The sequence below is a fragment of the Polaromonas sp. genome, from assembly GCF_012927415.1.
Lineage (GTDB): Bacteria > Pseudomonadota > Gammaproteobacteria > Burkholderiales > Burkholderiaceae_C > Polaromonas.
In genome coordinates, this window is the sequence record NZ_JABBPF010000011.1 from 1 (window position 1) to 18,153 (window position 18,153).

Below are 18,153 nucleotides of genomic sequence, written 5' to 3' on the forward strand. Positions count from 1 at the left end.
TTAAAAGCTTGCAACCGTTAAAGCAGGCCTTGACTAACTTGACTATCCACCGGCGCCTTCACCAGGCCCTTTCCGTACACCAGGCGGCGGGCAATGCCCCCTCACTGGCACGGTTGACGGTATTGGTCAAGGAATCAAACGACCGGCTCAAGGCAATTGAGTCACTGCTTCCCGAAGCGCTTCGTGATGCCGTCAAGGCGGGACCCAATGACGATAAAAGCTGGTGCCGGCTGGTAAGAGGCAACCCAGCAGCGGCAAAAACCCCGCACTTGATTACGCTTATCCAGGCCCGGCTAGTCCGCGAGGGCTTGAAGGTTAACTCAATTCGGTTGAAGATACTACTGGTCAAAAAATAAGCAATCAAGGACTCTGCTCAGGCTTAACGGCAGGATCAAGGTCCGCATTTTTTCCAGCAGTGCGGTTGTTGCCACTGAATTTATTGCGCACTGCGCCCTTGTGGCAGGGACAAGGACAAGAACAAAGTGATGATGGCAAGATTTCGACGAAAGTGTTGGAGTGGAGTGGTGCCGCTTGTCGGAATCGAACTGACGACCTACCGCTTACAAGGCGGTTGCTCTACCAACTGAGCTAAAGCGGCATAATTCTTATTTTACTTCACTCGCTTGAGTGAGGGCCGTGGGCGCGACGGTGGTGGCGGCTCCGGGGAATCAGGGTTTTCGCTGATACCAGCATCCGGAATACTCTCGGGCACGAGTTGCATAAACTTGGCTTCCGGCGTTTCAGATGGGTCTGGCGTGGATGCAGGCGGAGCCGCAGTTTCAGTCCGACCCAGCTCGACATCCGCCGGGGTTTCTCTTGAGGCCGCCTCCATCGGGAAAGCCATGCCCTGCCCGTTTTCGCGGGCGTAAATGGCGATCACATGGCTGATGGGCACCAGGATTTCACGCGCAGTGCCAGCAAAACGCGCTTTGAACTCGATGAACTCATTGCCCAGAGTGAGCGAGCTGGTCGCATCAAAACCGATATTGAGCACAATTTCGTTGTTTTTCACGTACTCGCGCGGCACCTGCACACTGTCGTCCACCGCCACGGCCACGTAAGGCGTCAAGCCGTTATCAGTACACCACTCATAGAGGGCGCGTATCAGATAAGGGCGCGTTGACGTGGCGTCTGGCGCGTTTATGAGGTCAGCCAAGGTGCTTGATTCCGGTATTAGATGCCGCCATTACTTGCGCATGACCTTTTCCGAAGGAGTCAGCGCTTCAATGTAGGCGGGCCGCGAGAAAATGCGTTCAGCATATTTGAGCAGCGGCGCGGCATTTTTCGACAGGTCGATGCCGTAGTAGTCCAGCCGCCAGAGCAATGGTGCAATCGCCACGTCAAGCATGGAGAAGTTGTCGCCCAGCATAAACTTGTTTTTCAGGAAAATCGGAGCCAGCTGCGTCAGGCGATCGCGAATGTGTGCGCGGGATTTTTCCAGCGCCTTTTCGTTGCCCTTGGTAGCTCGGGATTCAAGCGAACTGACGTGAACGAACAGTTCCTTTTCAAAGTTCAGCAGAAACAGGCGAACCCTTGCGCGGTCAACCGGATCGCCGGGCATCAGTTGCGGGTGCGGAAAGCGTTCGTCGATGTACTCGTTGATGATGTTGGATTCGTACAGGATCAGGTCGCGCTCGACCAGAATTGGCACCTGACCGTAAGGATTCATCACATTGATGTCTTCGGGCTTGTTGTACAGGTCAACGTCGCGGATTTCGAAATCCATGCCTTTTTCAAACAGCACAAAACGGCAGCGATGCGAGAACGGGCAGGTCGTGCCTGAATAAAGGACCATCATGATTCGGAACTCCTAAAACAAAAAAGTGGAGGCTAAGATTCAAACCTTAGAACCGTCCACTCCGAAGATGCCGATGCGCACCAGGGCGCACCCCGGGCACATCGATCGGCGAAAATTTACTTGACGTCTTTCCAGAACGCCGCATTGAGGCGCCATGCCACAAAGGTCAGTCCAAGCAGAAAAATAAGCACCCAGACACCAATACGAACGCGCGTATTCTGGACCGGCTCCGACATCCACTGCAGATAACCGACGAGATCGCCGATGGCCTGGTCATATTGCAGCGGTGTCATGGAGCCCGGCGTAACCTGCTCCCACCCTTTGAAAATGGCAACCTTGTGGCCGTGCTCTTCCTGTTCTGCATAGACGGGTTTACGTTCACCCTGAAGTTGCCACAACGCGTGTGGCATGGCCACATTGGGGAAAGCCAGATTGTTCCAGCCCGTCGCCTTGGTGTCGTCCCGGTAATAAGTACGCAGGTAAGTGTAGAGGTAGTCGGCACCGCTGCCGCCAGCGCCAGCTCGCGAACGTGCAATCACGGTCAAGTCGGGCGGAGTACCACCGAACCAGTCTTTAGCCTGTTTCGGATCCATCGCAACCTTCATGGTTTCTCCGACTTTTTCAGTCGTGAACAGAAGGTTGTCCTTGATCTGCTGTTCGGTCAGACCGATGTCTTTCAGGCGGTTGAACCGCATGAAGGCTGCCGAGTGGCAATTCAGGCAGTAATTGGCAAACAGCTTGGCGCCATTTTGCAGGGCCGCTACATCGTTGGTTTTATTGGGCGCTTTGTCCCAGGCAAGCCCCCCGGTGTTAGCCTGCACGCCAGTCATCAGACCGACCGCTGTAATCAGGGCGAAGATGATTTTTTTCATGTTTGTAGTTTCCTGCTCAGTGAGCCGCAAAAGTAATGCGGTCAGGAACGCGCTTGAAGGTACCCAGCCGGCTCCACCATGGCATCAGGAGAAAGAAACCGAAGTAGAACAAGGTTCCGAGCTGCGAGACGCGCTCGCCGATGGCCGATGGTGGTTGTACACCCAGGTAGCCCAGAATCAGGAAATTGATCACAAAGGCACCGTACAGATACTTGTTCCAGGTCGGACGATAGCGGATCGATTTGACTTCACTGTTGTCCAGCCAGGGCAGGAAGAACAGAATAATGACCGCTCCGCCCATGACCACGACACCCCAGAACTTGGCATCGATCATCAACATCGCAGCAACCAGCACTACGGCAACGCCGACGATGATCAGTTTGAACAAAGCGGCGATCTTGGCCTTGAGCACTCCGAGCACCGCACCGGCCAGCACACAGGCAATCAAGGCATACATCATCTCGCTGGTGATGGCGCGCAGCATCGAGTAGTAAGGCGTGAAGTACCAGACCGGGGCGATGTGCAGAGGCGTTTTCAATGGGTCGGCGGGAATGAAGTTGTTGTATTCCAGGAAATAGCCGCCAAACTCCGGCGCAAAGAAAATAATCGCACTGAAAATCATCAGAAAAATACTGACCCCGAAAATGTCATGCACCGTGTAATACGGATGAAACGGAATCGCATCCAGTGGATGGCCGTTGGCATCGCGCGGCGCGTTCGGACCCTTGACCTCGACGCCATCCGGGTTGTTGGAACCCACTTCGTGCAGCGCAATGATGTGTGCCACAACCAGACCCAGCAACATCAGTGGCACGGCAATTACGTGAAAGGCAAAGAACCGGTTCAAAGTCGCATCGCCGACCACATAGTCGCCACGGATCAGGAGCGCAAGGTCAGCGCCGATAAACGGAATGGCGGCAAACAGGTTCACGATAACCTGGGCGCCCCAATAGCTCATTTGGCCCCAGGGCAGCAGGTAGCCCATGAAGGCTTCAGCCATCAGCGCCAGAAAAATTGCGCAACCGAACACCCAGATCAACTCACGCGGCTTGCGGTAGCTGCCGTAAATCAGGCCGCGAAACATATGCATGTAGACCACGATGAAAAAGGCGGAAGCGCCAGTGGAATGCATGTAGCGGATGAGCCAGCCCCAAGGCACGTCGCGCATGATGTACTCGACCGAGCCAAAAGCCAGCGAGGCTTCAGGCTTGTAATTCATCGTCAGGAAAATGCCGGTGACGATTTGTATGACCAGCACCAGCAACGCCAGCGCGCCAAAAACATAAAAGAAATTGAAGTTCTTGGGCGCGTAATATTCGCTCATGTGCTCTTTGAAGAGCTTGCTGGCGGGAAAGCGGTTGTCGACCCAGGTTATCGCTTTTTCAGCGAATGGGGCATCGGGGGAAATTTCTTTGAATTCAGCCATAACTGATCCTGGTTCGGTAAGTTTCTTTGACCATGGCTTGGTACGGTGCAGGACGGCAGGGTATCAAGCGCTCGTGGCAAAATCTTGAGAAGGAGTTGGCGCGCCCTTAGGCCTTTTTGTCTTCACCAATGATTAGTCTTGCGTCCGACAGGTACATGTGCGGGGGCACTTCCAGGTTATCGGGCGAAGGCTTGTTCTTGTACACACGGCCCGCCAGATCGAAGGTGGAACCATGGCATGGACATAAAAATCCGCCCACCCAGTCATCAGGCAGCGAAGGCTGTGCACCGGGCTGAAACTTGTCCGACGGCGAGCAGCCCAGGTGCGGGCAAATGCCAACCACCACCAGGGTGTCGGACTTGATGGAACGGGTTTCGTTGCGCGCGTATTCGGGCGTCCATTCGGGCAGTTTGCGTTCAGACTTCGGATCAGCCAGCAGCGAATCGACTTTTGTCAGTGAAGCGAGTTGCGCAGGGGTGCGTTTGACAATCCATACGGGCTTGCCACGCCACTCCACCGTCATTTTTTCGCCCGGTTTCAAGGCTGAAATATCAACTTCTACCGCAGCGCCGGTGGCTTTGGCTCTTTCAGACGGCTGAAAGGTGCTTACGAAAGGTACGGCCACGGCTACAACGCCTGCACCGCCCACGGCGCAGGTGGCTGCGATCCAGTTTCTCTTATCTTTATCGACAGGCGCGCCGTGCGGCACACCGATTACGCTTGCTTCGGTCATGAAAGTCCTTCAAGGCTGGCTTGAAAAAGGCATAGTGGGGTTAACCTGTAATTGTAGCGGAGCGTGCGTATCCTTTTCAAGGCCAAAAACGGGATGGCGCCTGCCCCGGCGCGCAGCTTGCCGCTTCTGCAGCGCTCAGGACTTGTTTTGCAACTGCTCATCAGAACGCAATGCGAAAGTCATAGCCAAGAGTCATAATTGATTATCGGCTGTCCCGGTTCACGATCAGAAAAATGTCAAAAACAACAGGAAAACCGTATGGGAATGATGCAGGAATTCAGGGAGTTCGCGGCCAGGGGGAGCGTGATTGACCTGGCTGTCGGCGTGATCATCGGCGCGGCTTTCGGCAAGATCGTCGACTCTATGGTCGGCGACCTGATCATGCCGGTGATTGGTGCGGTGGTCGGCAAGCTGGATTTTTCCAACCTGTTCGTGGTGTTGGGCGGCGTGCCGGCGGGCACCGCCATGACGTTGGATGCGCTGAAGAAAGCCGGCGTTCCAGTGTTCGCGTACGGCAATTTCATCACCGTGGCGGTCAACTTTGCCATTCTGGCTTTCATCATTTTCCTGATGATCAGACAGGTCAACCGCATGAAAAAAACGCAGCCTGCGCCAGCGCCTGCCGCGCCTGCTGAAAACATCATGCTGCTGCGCGAAATCCGTGACAGTCTGAAAAGGTAAGCACCGCCGCGCGCCCTGCGCGCGCCCAGGCTCACGCCACGAAATGCGGCTGCCCTCATTAGGCTCTGATGGCGTTTGGCCGCCCGCTCAGCCGATCGCGCGAACCCGATTTGCTATTAATTTTGTAGCTACTAGTGCCGAATTTCATTGGACCACAACGTGATTTAACCCCCATTTTTCTCAGGGGGCCAGCCGGCGCGCCAGGCGGATGGCGGCGAGCAGGCTGGAAGCGTCGGCCTTGCCGGTGCCGGCGATGTCGAAGGCCGTCCCATGGTCGGGACTGGTGCGCACCAGCGGCAGGCCGAGCGTGACATTGACGCCCTGCTCCACCCCCAGGTACTTCACGGGAATCAGCCCCTGGTCGTGGTACATGGCGACCACCACGTCAAACTCACCCGGCCTGGCCGCCGTGTTGCGGGCCCGCATGAAAACCGTGTCTGGCGCGAACGGACCGCTCACATTCAGCCCTTCGGCGCGTGCCGCCGCGATGGCCGGCGCGATGATGGTCTGCTCTTCGCTGCCAAACAGGCCAGCTTCACCGGCATGCGGGTTCAGCCCTGCCACGGCGATGCGTGGCGGCCGACCCAGGCTGGCGCTTACGGCGCGGTGGGAGATGCGCAAAGTCTGCAGTACGTTGTCAAAAGTCACCGCTTCGATAGCGTTTCTCAGGGACAGGTGGATGCTGACCAGCACGGTTTTCAACTCGTCATTGGCCAGCATCATGCGCACCGGCAGTTCGCTCACCGGCTTGCCCAGAAACACGGCAGCCTCGGCCTGCAACATTTCAGTGTGGCCCGGAAAACCTGCTAGCCAGCCACCCGCTGCCGCCAGCGCTTCCTTGTGTATCGGTGCCGTCACCATGGCCGAAGCTTCGCCGGCCAGCACGGCGCGTGCCGCCCAGACAATGCATTGGGCCGCGGCTTTTCCGGCCAGATCGCTGACTCGTCCAAACGGCACGGGCGCAGCCAGCTCACATTTTTGTAGCACACCGATGCAGTTCGGCGGCACGGTTGACGCTTGGCCCAGCGCATCAAGCTGCGCGACCGGCAGCGCCAGCGCGCCCGCCGCGGCGGCAGTCAGGGCCGCCGCGCGGCGCAGCGTGGCCACGTCACCAACCACGACGCAGCCGGCCATCTCTGTTGGCGCCTCGCGAAACGCCTTCGCAATGATTTCCGGGCCGATGCCTGCGGCATCGCCCATGGTGATGAGCAGCGGCTTGGGCGGAAGATGGGTCATGCGGGGTTGTCTATGTCGATGAACTGATGCATCAGCCCGAATTGGGCCGCCATGTGCGCCGCCACGGCCGGCGCGCCATAACGCTCCGTTGCGTGGTGCCCACAGGCAAGAAAAGCCACACCCATCTCGCGCGCGTAATGTGCTTGCGGCTCGGAAATTTCGCCGGTGATGAAGGCGTCGGCACCGGCGACAATCGCCGCTTCAAAATAGCCTTGCGCCCCGCCAGAACACCATGCTATGTTTTTAATAGCTTGCTGCGGCCGTCCTACATGGACCACAGGTCGATTCAATACCTTTTCCAGGTGTTCAGCCAGGGCCTCGATGCTGGGAAAGCTGGCGCCATCGATCCGGCCGCCCAGAAAGCCCAGCTCCTGCTCGCCAAAGCGCGACGTGGCCTGCATACCGAGCTGCAGGCCGAGCTGTGCGTTGTTGCCCAGCCCGGGGTGGGCATCCAGCGGCAGATGATAGGCAAAAAGGTTGATGTCATGGGCCAGCAGCAGCGCCAGGCGCTGCTTCATCCAGCCAGTGACGCAACCATCCTGGCCACGCCAGAACAGGCCGTGGTGGACAAACAGGGCGTCCGCTTTTGCCGCGATCGCCGCTTCGATCAGCGCGCGGCTGGCTGTCACGCCTGAAACGATTTTTCCGATGCGCGCGCGTCCCTCCACCTGCAAGCCGTTGGGGCCATGGTCCTTGAAACGCGCCGGCTGCAGCAGCGCGTCGAAGGCCTGGAGTAAAACCTGTCTTGTGGTGCTCATGCCGTGATTGTCTCAGGCCAGCGCCGCAGGGCGCTGACCGGGCTGTGGCATTGCGTGCTTGAAGGCACAATACGGAGCTGGCAGGCGCCAACCCCGGCACCGCCAAGGCATTTTTCCTGTTCTTTAACGCCTGCTGACCCTTTTACATTCATGAAGCGCACCTGGCTCCTTTTTTCCCAGACCGTCACCATTCTGGTTGCTGCGTATTTTGTCGTCGCCACACTCAAGCCGCAGTGGCTGAACAAGGGCCCGGCCTGGGACCTGCCGGTGATCCAGGCGCCTGCCAGCGTGCCACGCGGCGCCAGTCCGGTCGGCAGCTTTGCCTCGGCCGCAAAGCTGGCCTCGGCTGCGGTGGTCAGCATCAACACCAGCAAGGCGGCCATCCGCAATCCGCAAGCCGATGACCCGTGGTTCAAGTTTTTTTTCGGCGACCAGGGTTCGGGCGAGCCTCAGGGCGGCCTGGGCAGCGGCGTGATTGTGAGCGCGAGCGGCTACATCCTGACCAACAACCATGTGGTCGAAGGCGCGGACGACATTGAAGTGGTCCTTAACGACACTCGCAAAGCCAAGGCCAAGGTGATTGGTACCGACCCCGACACCGACCTGGCCATCCTCAAGATCGAGCTCGACAAGCTGCCCGTGATCGTGCTGGGCAACACCGAGGCGCTGCAGGTGGGCGACCCGGTGCTGGCCATCGGCAACCCTTTCGGCGTCGGCCAGACCGTCACAGCCGGCATTGTCAGCGCGCTCGGGCGGAACCAGCTCGGCATCAACACCTTCGAGAATTTCATCCAGACCGATGCGGCCATCAACCCCGGCAATTCGGGCGGCGCGCTGGTCGATGTGAACGGCCACCTGATGGGCATCAACACGGCGATTTACTCCCGCTCGGGTGGTTCCATGGGAATCGGTTTCGCGATTCCTGTATCGACAGCCCGACAGGTACTCGAGGGCATCGTGAAGGATGGCCAGGTAACACGCGGCTGGATTGGCGTGGAGCCGCAGGAGTTGAACGCCGAACTGGCCGAGGCCTTCAAGCTCAAGCCGGAAGCGGCGAAAGCCGGCGGCGTCATCATCACGGGCGTGCTGCAGAACGGCCCCGCCGCGGAGGCCGGCATCCGGCCCGGCGACGTCATCACCGCAGTAGACAGCAAACCCGTCAGCAGCGTAAGCCAGCTGCTGATCGCCGTGGCGGCGCTCAAACCCGGCACGCCCGCGCCGCTGACGGTGCTGCGCGGTGACGGCGCGGTGCAGGTTGCCGTGACACCCGGAAAACGCCAGCGACCCAGGGTACAGCGCTAGAACGGCCTGCGCCGGGCTATCGGTTGGCGCGGAGTGTGGGATGGGCAGGCGTTGTGTGGGAAATGCGGCGGGCCGCATAAAGCGGAGCAGATTGCTATATATTTAATAGCAAACGATGCCGATATTCATTGGACGTCACACCAATTTTACCTAAAGTCTGCCACAAAGCGGCCGCTGGACGGCGGACAATTGGCCAATTGGCTCAGGACGACTTTGCGCTTTCCGACTCGCTGTCCTCGCTCGGCGCCTTGGTGCGCTTGATGAAGATCTGCGCCGCGACAATGCCGACCTCGTAAAGTCCGCCCACGACCATCAGCAGCATGATCATGGAGCCCGCATCGGGCGGCGTGACCAGTGCCGTGCCAATGGCAGCGGCGACCCAGAAGTAACCGCGATACTGGCGCAGCTGGGCGACGCTGAGCACCCCCATGCGCACCAGCAGGATCACGGCAATCGGCACTTCAAACGCGAGCCCGAAGGCCAGAAACATGCCCAGCACGAAATTAAGGTATTCCTCAATGTCTGGCGCGGCGGTGATCGACTTCGGGGCAAAGCTCTGGATGAACCTGAAGACCTGACCAAACACGAAGTAGTAACAAAACGCCACACCGGCAAAAAACAGCAGGGTACTGGAAACCACCAGCGGCATCACCAGTTTTTTCTCGTGCGAGTACAGGCCGGGCGCAACGAAAGCCCAGACCTGGTAAAGCACCACCGGCAGCGCAATCATGAAAGCCGCCATGAACATGATCTTGATCGGCACGACAAAAGGCGAAATGACGTTGGTCGCAATCAGCGTAGCCCCCTTGGGCAGGCTGGCCACCAGCGGCGCAGCCATCAGGTCGTAAAGCGCGCCAGGGCCGGGGAACAGCGCCAGCACGGCGGCGGCGATGCCGATGGCAATCACTGCCTTGATCATCCGGTCACGCAGCTCCACCAAGTGCTGCACAAAGGGTTGCTCAGTGCCGGCTAGTTCGTCGGGCTTGTCGCTACCGGGAGAATTGGGGTCGCTCATGAAGGAAGTATGCGCTGGGTAGTTTGCGCCGGTCTGCACGCAAAAAGAAAATCGGAAGGAGGCTCAGGCCTTGCGGCCAGCTTGTGGGCGAAAACGCGCGACGCGGGCCGCGCCGGACTGGGCCTTGGTCCGAACGCCGGCACGGGCCTTGAACCACTGGGGCGTTGCACCCTGCTTGAGTCGCCATTTTTTTTTAGGGTGGCGGTATTCGGGAAATACCTCAAAACCGGGCAACGGGTCGGCGGCGCTGCTGCTGGTTTCAGCCCATGATTTTTCGAAATCACTGGCGTTGGTCTTGATCGTGTTTTCAACGTCGCGGGCGGCGCCTTCTACCGTTTCCTTCATCTTCTTGAACTCGTCAAGCTCCATCGAGCGGCTGACTTCCTGCTTGACATCATTGACATAGCGCTGCGCCTTGCCCAGCAGCGTGCCGACGGTGCGGGCCACGCGTGGCAGCTTTTCAGGGCCGATCACTATCAGCGCCACCGCCCCTATCAGCGCGATTTTGGAGATGCCAAGATCAATCACGTCAGATCATGCGAAAAAAGATTTGACACAGGTGTGTATGGCACGCTCAAGGCTTTTGCCGGGCTTCAACATCGATCGTGTTGCGCTCTGCCTTGTCTGCCGCCTGGGCTTGGGCATTTGTGACCTGGCTCGCCGGAACGACAGGTTTTTCCTCGGCCGGCGCCTGCCCGCCCTCTTTCATGCCGTCCTTGAATCCCTTGACCGCGCCGCCAAGGTCACCACCCATGTTTCGCAGCTTTTTGGTGCCGAACACCATCACCACGATCAACAGCACGATCAACCAGTGCCATATGGAAAATCCACCCATTTTTTGCTCCTGCTCTGTAATTGCCAGTGGGCTCGATTACCCACCATGGTCTGATTCTAAAGGCCCAGTGTGACATGCGGCGATGACCCTCCCGGCCTGCTGGTCAGGTTAGTGTCTGCCCGGGCGCAAGGGTTCCCCCCGACTTGCCAACATTGGCCCGTCAGCCTTTCAGCCAGGGTCGGGGGCCGCCGATGACATGGATGTGCAGGTGGTGCACTTCCTGCCCGCCTTCCAAGCCGGTATTGATCACGATGCGAAATCCCCCTTGCGGGTAGGGATTGCAGCCCTGTTCCAGCGCCAGTTGGGGTGCCAATACCATCATGCGGCCCAACAGCGCCGCGTGCCCGGGGCCGAGCTGCGCCATGGACGGAATGTGCACCTTGGGAATAATCATGAAATGCACGGGGGCCCAGGGGTGAAGGTCATGAAACGCGAACAGTTCGTCGTCCTCATATACCTTACGGCTGGGGACGGCACCGGCGGCGATTTTGCAGAAAATGCAGTTGTCTGGAGGGCTCATGCGTTGTTTCAAATGACGGGCGGTAAAGACATTTCAGCAAAAAAAAGGAGCTCGGCCGCGGCGGCTCAGGGCAGGCGGTCCCCATTAAAGCGCATCCAGCCTTTGATGCAGCGATACAGGTACCAGAGCCAGATAATGCCGTAGGCAATGGCGCCTGGCAAAATGAACAGCAGCCACAGGGGCGATAGCAAGACCAGCCAGAGCAGCGTCCACCAGAAAGTGGCAATCATGTAATTATGGTGGGCCAGGTAGAGCGTATCGAGCTCGTCCGAGCGCCTGAGGTAGTTGACGATAAGCGCGATGACCGCGAACACGCCGCCGCTGAACCAGGCCAGCGTGTGCAGGCCATACAGCACATGCATGACCGTGCGGTCACCCGGGGTCTTGCCTTCATATTGGGTCAGATTGGTTTGCATGGTTCGACTTCCTTCTGGTCGGGACTTCAGTGTTTTTCAGCCGCCTCGTGGCTATCCCGGATCAGCGCCTTGCGCAGCGCCATTTCTTCGATGCCGCTGGTGCCTTCACGGCGCTCCAGCTCGGCCAGCACGTCGGCCGGCGTGAGGCCATAGTGGACCAGCGCAACCAGCGTGTGAAACCACAAATCGGCCACCTCGCCGACCAGCCTGGCTTTCAACTCGGCCGTCGGGCCGCCGCAATCAATATCCTTGGCGGCCATCACGGTTTCGGTGGCCTCCTCGCCGATTTTCTTCAGAAAGGCATCCGGGCCCTTTTGCAGCAGTCGCGCCACATAACTTTGCGCGGGATCGCCGCCACGCGCCGGCGTGCGGCTTTCAATGGTCTGCGCCAGGCGCTTGAGGGTGTCGGTGGAGGGCATGTTGATGGGTTCTATTGGTAGATGCTGGCCGGGTCTTTCAGCACCGGTTCGGTAACGACCCACTGGCCGTCCCGATAAAGGCTGAAAAAACAGCTGTGGCGACCAGTGTGACACGCAATTCCTGGCTGATCGGGCTGATGACCCAGCTGGGTGACCTTGAGCAGCACCACATCGCTGTCGCAATCAAGCCGGATTTCATGCACCGTCTGCAGATGGCCCGACTCTTCCCCCTTGTGCCACAGGCGCCCGCGCGAACGGCTGAAATACACAGCCTGGCCCAGTTCGGCGGTTTTTTGCAGCGCCTCGCGGTTCATCCACGCAAACATCAGCACATCGCCACTGGCGGCTTCCTGCGCAATCACCGGCACCAGGCCCTTATCGTCCCAACGGACCGTGTCTAACCAATTCATGAAAGTATTGTCCGCCATTGCGGGGGGCTTGCGGGTTTCCAGTTTGCTATAGAATTAATAGCTGCTTGGGCCGATAAAACCTGGACTACAGGCCTGAAAGTCTTGAAATTCAAAGCCGGACCGGAATACCGCGACCGGCCATGTGGCGCTTGGCCTGCTCAACGGTGTATTCGCCATAATGGAAAATGCTGGCCGCCAGAACCGCGTCGGCGCCGCCCCGCTGCACGCCGTCGGCCAGATGATCCAGGTTGCCGACACCGCCCGACGCAATCACCGGCACGCTGACCGCGTCGCTGACAGCGCGCGTCAGCGCCAGATCGAAGCCCGACTTGGTGCCGTCGCGGTCCATGCTGGTCAGCAAAATCTCGCCGGCGCCGCGCCGCGCCATCTCGGCGGCCCAGGCCACCGCATCGAGGCCGGTGTTCTTGCGCCCGCCGTGGCTGTAGACGTCCCATCCGGCGCCGCGCGTCAGGGCGTGTTCTGCGCTGCGGCGCTTGGCGTCAATCGCCACCACGATGCACTGCGCGCCGTATTTGGCCGAGGCGTCTTCAATCACCTGCGGATTGGCCAGCGCGGCCGAGTTGAAACTGGTTTTGTCGGCCCCGGCGTTGAGCAGGCGACGCACGTCTTCGACTGTGCGCACGCCGCCGCCGACGGTCAGCGGGATGAACACCTGCGAGGCGACAGCTTCGATGATGTGCAAAATCAGGTCGCGGCCATCGCTGGTGGCGGTAATGTCCAGGAAGGTCAGTTCATCGGCACCCTGGTCGTTGTAGCGCGCGGCAATTTCAACCGGGTCGCCGGCGTCGCGCAGCTCGACAAAATTGACGCCCTTGACGACGCGGCCACCAGTGACGTCGAGGCAGGGAATAATGCGTTTCGCTAACATAAGTCCCCACGGCCGACCACTGGGTGTGGCTTCCTGCTCCCTGAGGGGGCCGCTGCGCCTGAGGCCCGGCCAAGCCGGTTATGCGTATCCTGTTGGCACGCAGAGCCGCTATTCGTCGCTGCTGCGGTCATCCGTTTAACTCATCTGCCCTGGTCTGGGCGGCTTCAAAATCCAGGTCGCCGCTGTAGATCGAGCGGCCGCAGATCACGCCCTGCACGCCTTCATCTTCCACGGCGCACAGCGCGTCGATGTCAGCCATGTTCGACAGCCCGCCCGAAGCAATGACGGGAATTGTCAGTGCCTGCGCCAGCTTGACGGTGGCTTCAATGTTGATGCCGCTGAGCATACCGTCGCGACCAATGTCGGTGTAGATGACGGATTCCACACCGTAGTCCTGGAATTTCTTGGCCAGATCAATCACTTCATGGCCCGTCAGCTTGCTCCAGCCGTCGGTCGCGACCTTGCCGTCTTTCGCATCCAGCCCGACGATGATGTGGCCCCCAAATGCAGTGCACGCATCCTGCAAAAAGCCCGGGTTCTTCACCGCTGCGGTGCCGATGATGACGTAACGCAGGCCGGCATCAAGGTAACGCTCAATGGTGTCGAGGTCGCGAATGCCACCGCCCAGCTGCACATCGATTTCGTTGCCGACTTCCGCCAGGATGCGCTTGATGGCCAGCTCGTTTTTCGGCTTGCCGGCAAACGCGCCGTTCAGATCCACCAGGTGCAGGCGGCGCGCGCCCTTGTCAACCCAGCGGCGCGCCATCGCGGCAGGGTCTTCGCTGAAAGTGGTGGATTGGTCCATGTCGCCCTGTTTGAGGCGAACGCAGTGACCGTCTTTCAGGTCAATCGCGGGAATGAGTAGCATGTTGGGGCTGGAGGAACGCAGTTGAAGAGGTTGAAAATAATGCACCCTGGCGCAGGGGGTGCATTCGGCGATATGAAAAATGACGGATCAGGGTTTCCAGTGCAGGAAATTACGGTACAGGGCCAAACCGTCTTCGGCACTTTTTTCCGGGTGAAACTGGGTTGCAAAAATATTATCGCGCGCTATCGCCGCAGCAAAGCGCGCACCGTAGTCTGCCTCGCCCGCGATGTGGCGTACATCAGACGGTCGCGCGTAAAAGCTGTGAACAAAGTAAAAATACGCGCCGTCAGGCACGCCGGCCCAGACCGGATGCACATTCTGCCCGTCTGGCCGCGACTGGTAAACCTGGTTCCAGCCCATTTGCGGCACCTTGTAGCGGCTGCCGTCGGGCTGAATTTGACCAGCCAGTTCAAACTTGAGGACTTCGCCATGAATCAGCCCCAGTCCGGGCGTTGCAAGACCGTCCATCCCTTCCTGGCTTTGGTCCAGCAGCATCTGCATGCCGACGCACACGCCGAACAGCGGTTTGTTTGCGGCGGCATGCAGCACCGCCGCCTGCAGGCCAGACTCGGCCAGCGCACGCATGCAGTCAGGCATGGCGCCCTGGCCGGGCAACACGACGCGTTCTGCATCCAGTACGTCCTGCGCACGCGATGTGACCAGGACTTCGTAGCCACTGCCTTGCGCCACATGCTGGACAGCCTGGGAAACCGAGCGCAAATTGCCAGAGCCGTAATCGACCACCGCCACTGTTTTCAAATTGGTCATCCGTAAGGAAAAAATAAAAAATCAATGATTGCTATTAAATTAATAGCTAGTGATGCCGGTACTTACTGGACATGAAACCTAAAACACCCATAATTGACGATCAGATGCCGAGGCTTGCGGTTCTGCCGTGCCTACAGCGAGCCTTTGGTCGAGGGAATCACGCCAGCGGCACGCGGATCGATTTCCAGCGCCATGCGCAGTGCGCGGGCAAAGGCCTTGAACACGGTTTCGGCCTGATGGTGGGCGTTTTCGCCTTTCAGGTTGTCGATGTGCAGCGTCACAAAGGCATGATTCACAAAGCCGTGAAAAAATTCGTAAGCCAGCTGGCTATCAAAAGTTCCTATCATGCCGCTCTTGAAGGGCACATCCATGCTGAGGCCGGGCCGGCCTGAAAAGTCAACCACCACGCGCGACAGCGCTTCATCGAGCGGTACATAGGCGTGGCCATAGCGCCGCAGACCTTTTTTGTCACCCACCGCCCGGGCGACCGCCTGACCGAAGGTGATGCCGACGTCCTCCACCGTGTGGTGGCCGTCAATGTGCAGATCGCCCATGGCGAGAATGTCCAGGTCAATCAGCCCGTGGCGGGCGATCTGGTCGAGCATGTGGTCAAAAAAACCGATGCCGGTGGACAGTTTGGCCTCGCCGGTGCCGTCCAGGTTGACCCTGACGGTGATTTGGGTTTCGGCGGTGTTTCGCGTGACTTCCGCCGTGCGCGGAGTCATGCCGGGAGCAAATGTAGGGGTGGTCATAGGGATTCTTCAAGCGCGGCCAGCATCTGCGCATTTTCGTCAAAGGTGCCGACGGTCAGGCGCAAACAGTTGTGCAGCAATGGGTGCATTTTAGAAACGTTTTTTACCAGCACCTTACGCGCCTTCATGCCCTCAAATACCTTGGCGGCTCTATCACCGTCGCCAAGCACCCGCGCCAGAATCATGTTGGCGTCGCTTTTCCAGACTTTCACGCCCGCCAGCGCGCCAAGCGCGGCAAGCAAAAGCTCGCGCTGCGCCACCAGGTCATGCGCCTGGGCGACAAACACGTCCTGGTGCTCCAGCGCAAAAAGTGCGCATTCATAGTTGAGCACGCTGATGTTGTAGGGCGGGCGTACCTTGTCGATTTCGGCAATCAAGGCTTTCGGGCCCATCATGTAACCCAGGCGCACGCCGGCCAGGCCGAACTTGCTCATGGTGCGCATCAGCAGTACGTGGCTGTGCCGGGTAATGCGGTCGATGTAACTCTTGCTGGAAAACGGCTGGTAGGCTTCGTCCATCACCACCAGGCCGCCCTGCTCGCCGACGGCGTCGATGATTTTTTCAATTACCGCGTCGTCCCAGAGGTTGGCCGTGGGGTTGTTCGGGTAGGCCAGGTAGGTAATGGAGGGCTTGTGCTGGTGGATTGCGGCCAGCATGGCGGCTTCGTCGAGCTCGAAGTCGGGCGTCAAATCGACACCGATGAATTTCAGGCCCTGCAACTGCGCGCTCATGGCATACATCACAAAACCGGGCAGCGGCGCCAGCACCGAGCCACCGGGCACATCGCAGGCCATCGCCAGCAGCGCGATCAGCTCGTCCGAGCCATTGCCCAGCATGATGTCAAAGCCTTCCGGCATCCGGGCATAGTCGGCCAGTGCGTGGCGCAGGTCATTGACGCGGCCATCGGGGTAACGGTTCAGCGCCAGAGCGCCCAGCCGCTGACCCAGATCAGCCTGCAGCGAAGCGGGCAGCCGGTGCGGATTTTCCATCGCGTCAAGCTTGACCATGCCGGCCGAATCCTGGATGGCGTAGGCGTGCATTGACTGCACATCCTGGCGAATCAGTCTGCTGAATTTTGGATCGAGTGTGGCGTCAGGCGCGGTCATTTATTTAGTTACTCTCATTTCAGGCACGGCATGCAAACGCAACTCGGCGGCGCGCGCATGGGCCTGCAGGCCTTCACCATAGGCCAGTTCAGCGGCAATTTGGCCCAGCACCTGCGCACCTGCTTCGCTGACCTCGATCAGGCTGGAGCGTTTCTGGAAGTCGTAGACGCCGAGCGGGCTGGAAAAGCGCGCGGTGCCGCTGGTGGGCAACACGTGATTGGGGCCAGCGCAGTAGTCACCCAGGCTTTCGCTGGTATGGGCGCCGAGGAAAATCGCGCCGGCGTGCTTGAGCAGCGGCTCCCAACGATGCGGGTCGCGGCTTGACACTTCCAGATGTTCGGGCGCAATGCGGTTGCTGATGGCGCAGGCTTCTTCCATGCTGCGGGTGTGAATCAGCGCGCCCCGGTCATTGAGGGACCTCGCAATGATGTCGGCGCGCGGCATGGCGGGCAGCAGGCGATTCATCGCGGCCAGCACTTCGTCGATATAGGCGGCGTCGGGACACAGCAAAATGCTTTGCGCCAGTTCGTCGTGCTCAGCCTGGCTGAACAGGTCCATGGCGACCCAGTCGGCCGGCGTCGTGCCATCGGCCAGCACCAGAATTTCGGACGGCCCGGCGATCATGTCGATGCCGACGGTGCCAAACACACGCTTTTTGGCGCTGGCGACATAGGCGTTGCCCGGGCCGGTGATCTTGTCCACCTTGGGCACCGTGGCCGTGCCGTAAGCCAGCGCGGCCACGGCCTGCGCGCCGCCGATGGTGAAAGCGCGGGTTACGCCGGCCACGTAGGCAGCAGCCAGCACCAGCGCGTTTTTCTCACCCCTCGGCGTGGGCACGACCATGATGATTTCGCCGACACCCGCCACATGGGCAGGGATGGCATTCATCAGTACCGAGGAGGGGTAAGCCGCCTTGCCACCCGGCACATAAATGCCGACGCGGTCCAGCGGCGTGACTTTCTGGCCCAACAGGGTGCCGTCCTCATCGCGGTAACTCCAGCTTTCGCCGGTGGCCTTTTTTTGCGCCTCGTGGTAAGTGCGCACGCGGCGGGCGGCGGCCTGCAGGGCATCGCGCTGGGCGGCGGAAATCGCCTCAAACGCCGCTTTCAGCTCAGCCTGCGTGAGTTCCAGGTCGGCCATGGCGGCAAGGTCCAGACCATCGAAGCGCGCCGTGTATTCCAGCACTGCCGCATCGCCGCGCTGCTGCACGTCAGCCAGAATGTCGGCGACACGCTGCTCAATCGCCGCATCGGTAGCGGCCGACCAATGCAGTCGCGCCTTGAATTGCACTTCAAAATCGATTGCAGTGCTTGAAATACGGACAGGGGCAGCGATGTGTTTCATGGCTT

General features: G+C 59.4%; 23 protein-coding genes and 1 tRNA gene. 3 read left to right on the forward strand and 21 right to left on the reverse strand.

Going from position 1 to position 18,153, the window contains the following annotated elements; genetic code table 11:
* Positions 1-356, forward strand: a 356-nt coding sequence (locus HHJ19_RS00510) for a hypothetical protein (protein WP_366929369.1), incomplete at its 5' end; no start/stop codon positions are given.
* Positions 357-522: 166 nt separating this feature from the next.
* On the opposite strand, the gene HHJ19_RS00515 is transcribed toward HHJ19_RS00510, so the two are convergent.
* The 6 genes from HHJ19_RS00515 to petA all read right to left on the reverse strand — a co-directional run bounded on the left by HHJ19_RS00515 (position 523) and on the right by petA (position 4,829).
* Positions 523-598 (reverse strand) — tRNA-Thr (locus tag HHJ19_RS00515).
* 12 nt (positions 599-610) lie between these two features.
* Positions 611-1,144 (reverse strand): ClpXP protease specificity-enhancing factor, encoded by a 534-nt coding sequence (locus tag HHJ19_RS00520; RefSeq protein ID WP_296903214.1) that lies wholly within the window; start codon positions 1,142-1,144, stop codon positions 611-613.
* Between the two features lie 42 nt (positions 1,145-1,186).
* A complete protein-coding gene (locus HHJ19_RS00525; RefSeq protein ID WP_296903126.1) occupies positions 1,187-1,798 on the reverse strand; it encodes a glutathione S-transferase N-terminal domain-containing protein in 612 nt (203 codons plus the stop codon).
* 116 nt (positions 1,799-1,914) lie between these two features.
* Positions 1,915-2,670, reverse strand: coding sequence for a cytochrome c1 (locus tag HHJ19_RS00530; RefSeq protein ID WP_296903128.1), 756 nt, complete (start codon positions 2,668-2,670; stop codon positions 1,915-1,917).
* 16 nt (positions 2,671-2,686) lie between these two features.
* Positions 2,687-4,096, reverse strand: coding sequence for a cytochrome bc complex cytochrome b subunit (locus HHJ19_RS00535; RefSeq protein WP_296903130.1), 1,410 nt, complete (start codon positions 4,094-4,096; stop codon positions 2,687-2,689).
* 106 nt (positions 4,097-4,202) lie between these two features.
* Positions 4,203-4,829 carry a ubiquinol-cytochrome c reductase iron-sulfur subunit gene (gene petA / locus HHJ19_RS00540; RefSeq protein ID WP_296903132.1) on the reverse strand — a complete coding sequence of 209 codons (627 nt, stop codon included), beginning with the start codon at positions 4,827-4,829 and terminating at the stop codon, positions 4,203-4,205.
* Between the two features lie 258 nt (positions 4,830-5,087).
* Between petA and mscL the strand changes: the two genes are divergently transcribed.
* A complete protein-coding gene (mscL, locus tag HHJ19_RS00545) occupies positions 5,088-5,510 on the forward strand; it encodes a large conductance mechanosensitive channel protein MscL (RefSeq protein WP_296903134.1) in 423 nt (140 codons plus the stop codon).
* A gap of 180 nt (positions 5,511-5,690) precedes the next feature.
* Here mscL and pdxA read toward each other — a convergent pair whose 3' ends face one another.
* Both pdxA and HHJ19_RS00555 read right to left on the reverse strand, forming a co-directional pair.
* Positions 5,691-6,746 (reverse strand): 4-hydroxythreonine-4-phosphate dehydrogenase PdxA, encoded by a 1,056-nt coding sequence (gene pdxA / locus HHJ19_RS00550; RefSeq protein ID WP_296903135.1) that lies wholly within the window; start codon positions 6,744-6,746, stop codon positions 5,691-5,693.
* Positions 6,743-7,504 (reverse strand): Nif3-like dinuclear metal center hexameric protein, encoded by a 762-nt coding sequence (locus tag HHJ19_RS00555; protein WP_296903136.1) that lies wholly within the window; start codon positions 7,502-7,504, stop codon positions 6,743-6,745. Before HHJ19_RS00555 ends, pdxA begins: the two co-directional genes overlap by 4 nt.
* A 150-nt stretch (positions 7,505-7,654) precedes the next feature.
* Here HHJ19_RS00555 and HHJ19_RS00560 point away from each other — a divergent pair, with 150 nt between their 5' ends.
* Positions 7,655-8,806 carry a trypsin-like peptidase domain-containing protein gene (locus tag HHJ19_RS00560; RefSeq protein ID WP_296903137.1) on the forward strand — a complete coding sequence of 384 codons (1,152 nt, stop codon included), beginning with the start codon at positions 7,655-7,657 and terminating at the stop codon, positions 8,804-8,806.
* 202 nt (positions 8,807-9,008) lie between these two features.
* On the opposite strand, the gene tatC is transcribed toward HHJ19_RS00560, so the two are convergent.
* From tatC to hisD, 13 genes are all read right to left on the reverse strand, one after another.
* Positions 9,009-9,821, reverse strand: a complete 813-nt coding sequence (tatC, locus tag HHJ19_RS00565; protein WP_296903138.1) for a twin-arginine translocase subunit TatC — start codon at positions 9,819-9,821, stop codon at positions 9,009-9,011.
* Positions 9,822-9,884: 63 nt separating this feature from the next.
* Positions 9,885-10,349, reverse strand: coding sequence for a Sec-independent protein translocase protein TatB (gene tatB / locus HHJ19_RS00570; protein WP_296903139.1), 465 nt, complete (start codon positions 10,347-10,349; stop codon positions 9,885-9,887).
* Between the two features lie 46 nt (positions 10,350-10,395).
* Positions 10,396-10,656 (reverse strand): Sec-independent protein translocase subunit TatA, encoded by a 261-nt coding sequence (gene tatA, locus HHJ19_RS00575; protein WP_296903141.1) that lies wholly within the window; start codon positions 10,654-10,656, stop codon positions 10,396-10,398.
* A 160-nt stretch (positions 10,657-10,816) separates the two neighbouring features.
* Positions 10,817-11,176 carry a histidine triad nucleotide-binding protein gene (locus HHJ19_RS00580; protein ID WP_296903143.1) on the reverse strand — a complete coding sequence of 120 codons (360 nt, stop codon included), beginning with the start codon at positions 11,174-11,176 and terminating at the stop codon, positions 10,817-10,819.
* Between the two features lie 65 nt (positions 11,177-11,241).
* Entirely contained in the window at positions 11,242-11,592 is a 351-nt protein-coding gene (locus tag HHJ19_RS00585; protein WP_296903145.1) for a hypothetical protein, read from the reverse strand.
* 26 nt (positions 11,593-11,618) lie between these two features.
* Positions 11,619-12,011, reverse strand: a complete 393-nt coding sequence (locus tag HHJ19_RS00590) for a phosphoribosyl-ATP diphosphatase (protein WP_296903147.1) — start codon at positions 12,009-12,011, stop codon at positions 11,619-11,621.
* Between the two features lie 11 nt (positions 12,012-12,022).
* Positions 12,023-12,421, reverse strand: a complete 399-nt coding sequence (hisI, locus tag HHJ19_RS00595; RefSeq protein ID WP_296903149.1) for a phosphoribosyl-AMP cyclohydrolase — start codon at positions 12,419-12,421, stop codon at positions 12,023-12,025.
* A 109-nt stretch (positions 12,422-12,530) separates the two neighbouring features.
* Positions 12,531-13,310 (reverse strand): imidazole glycerol phosphate synthase subunit HisF, encoded by a 780-nt coding sequence (hisF, locus tag HHJ19_RS00600; protein WP_296903150.1) that lies wholly within the window; start codon positions 13,308-13,310, stop codon positions 12,531-12,533.
* A gap of 127 nt (positions 13,311-13,437) precedes the next feature.
* Positions 13,438-14,178, reverse strand: a complete 741-nt coding sequence (hisA, locus tag HHJ19_RS00605) for a 1-(5-phosphoribosyl)-5-[(5-phosphoribosylamino)methylideneamino]imidazole-4-carboxamide isomerase (RefSeq protein ID WP_296903152.1) — start codon at positions 14,176-14,178, stop codon at positions 13,438-13,440.
* Positions 14,179-14,265: 87 nt separating this feature from the next.
* Positions 14,266-14,946 (reverse strand): imidazole glycerol phosphate synthase subunit HisH, encoded by a 681-nt coding sequence (hisH, locus tag HHJ19_RS00610; protein WP_296903153.1) that lies wholly within the window; start codon positions 14,944-14,946, stop codon positions 14,266-14,268.
* A 131-nt stretch (positions 14,947-15,077) separates the two neighbouring features.
* Positions 15,078-15,698 carry an imidazoleglycerol-phosphate dehydratase HisB gene (hisB, locus tag HHJ19_RS00615; protein ID WP_296903154.1) on the reverse strand — a complete coding sequence of 207 codons (621 nt, stop codon included), beginning with the start codon at positions 15,696-15,698 and terminating at the stop codon, positions 15,078-15,080.
* A complete protein-coding gene (hisC, locus tag HHJ19_RS00620; RefSeq protein ID WP_296903155.1) occupies positions 15,695-16,804 on the reverse strand; it encodes a histidinol-phosphate transaminase in 1,110 nt (369 codons plus the stop codon). Before hisC ends, hisB begins: the two co-directional genes overlap by 4 nt.
* A complete protein-coding gene (gene hisD, locus HHJ19_RS00625) occupies positions 16,805-18,148 on the reverse strand; it encodes a histidinol dehydrogenase (RefSeq protein WP_296903156.1) in 1,344 nt (447 codons plus the stop codon).
* Between the last annotated feature and the right edge of the window lie 5 nt (positions 18,149-18,153).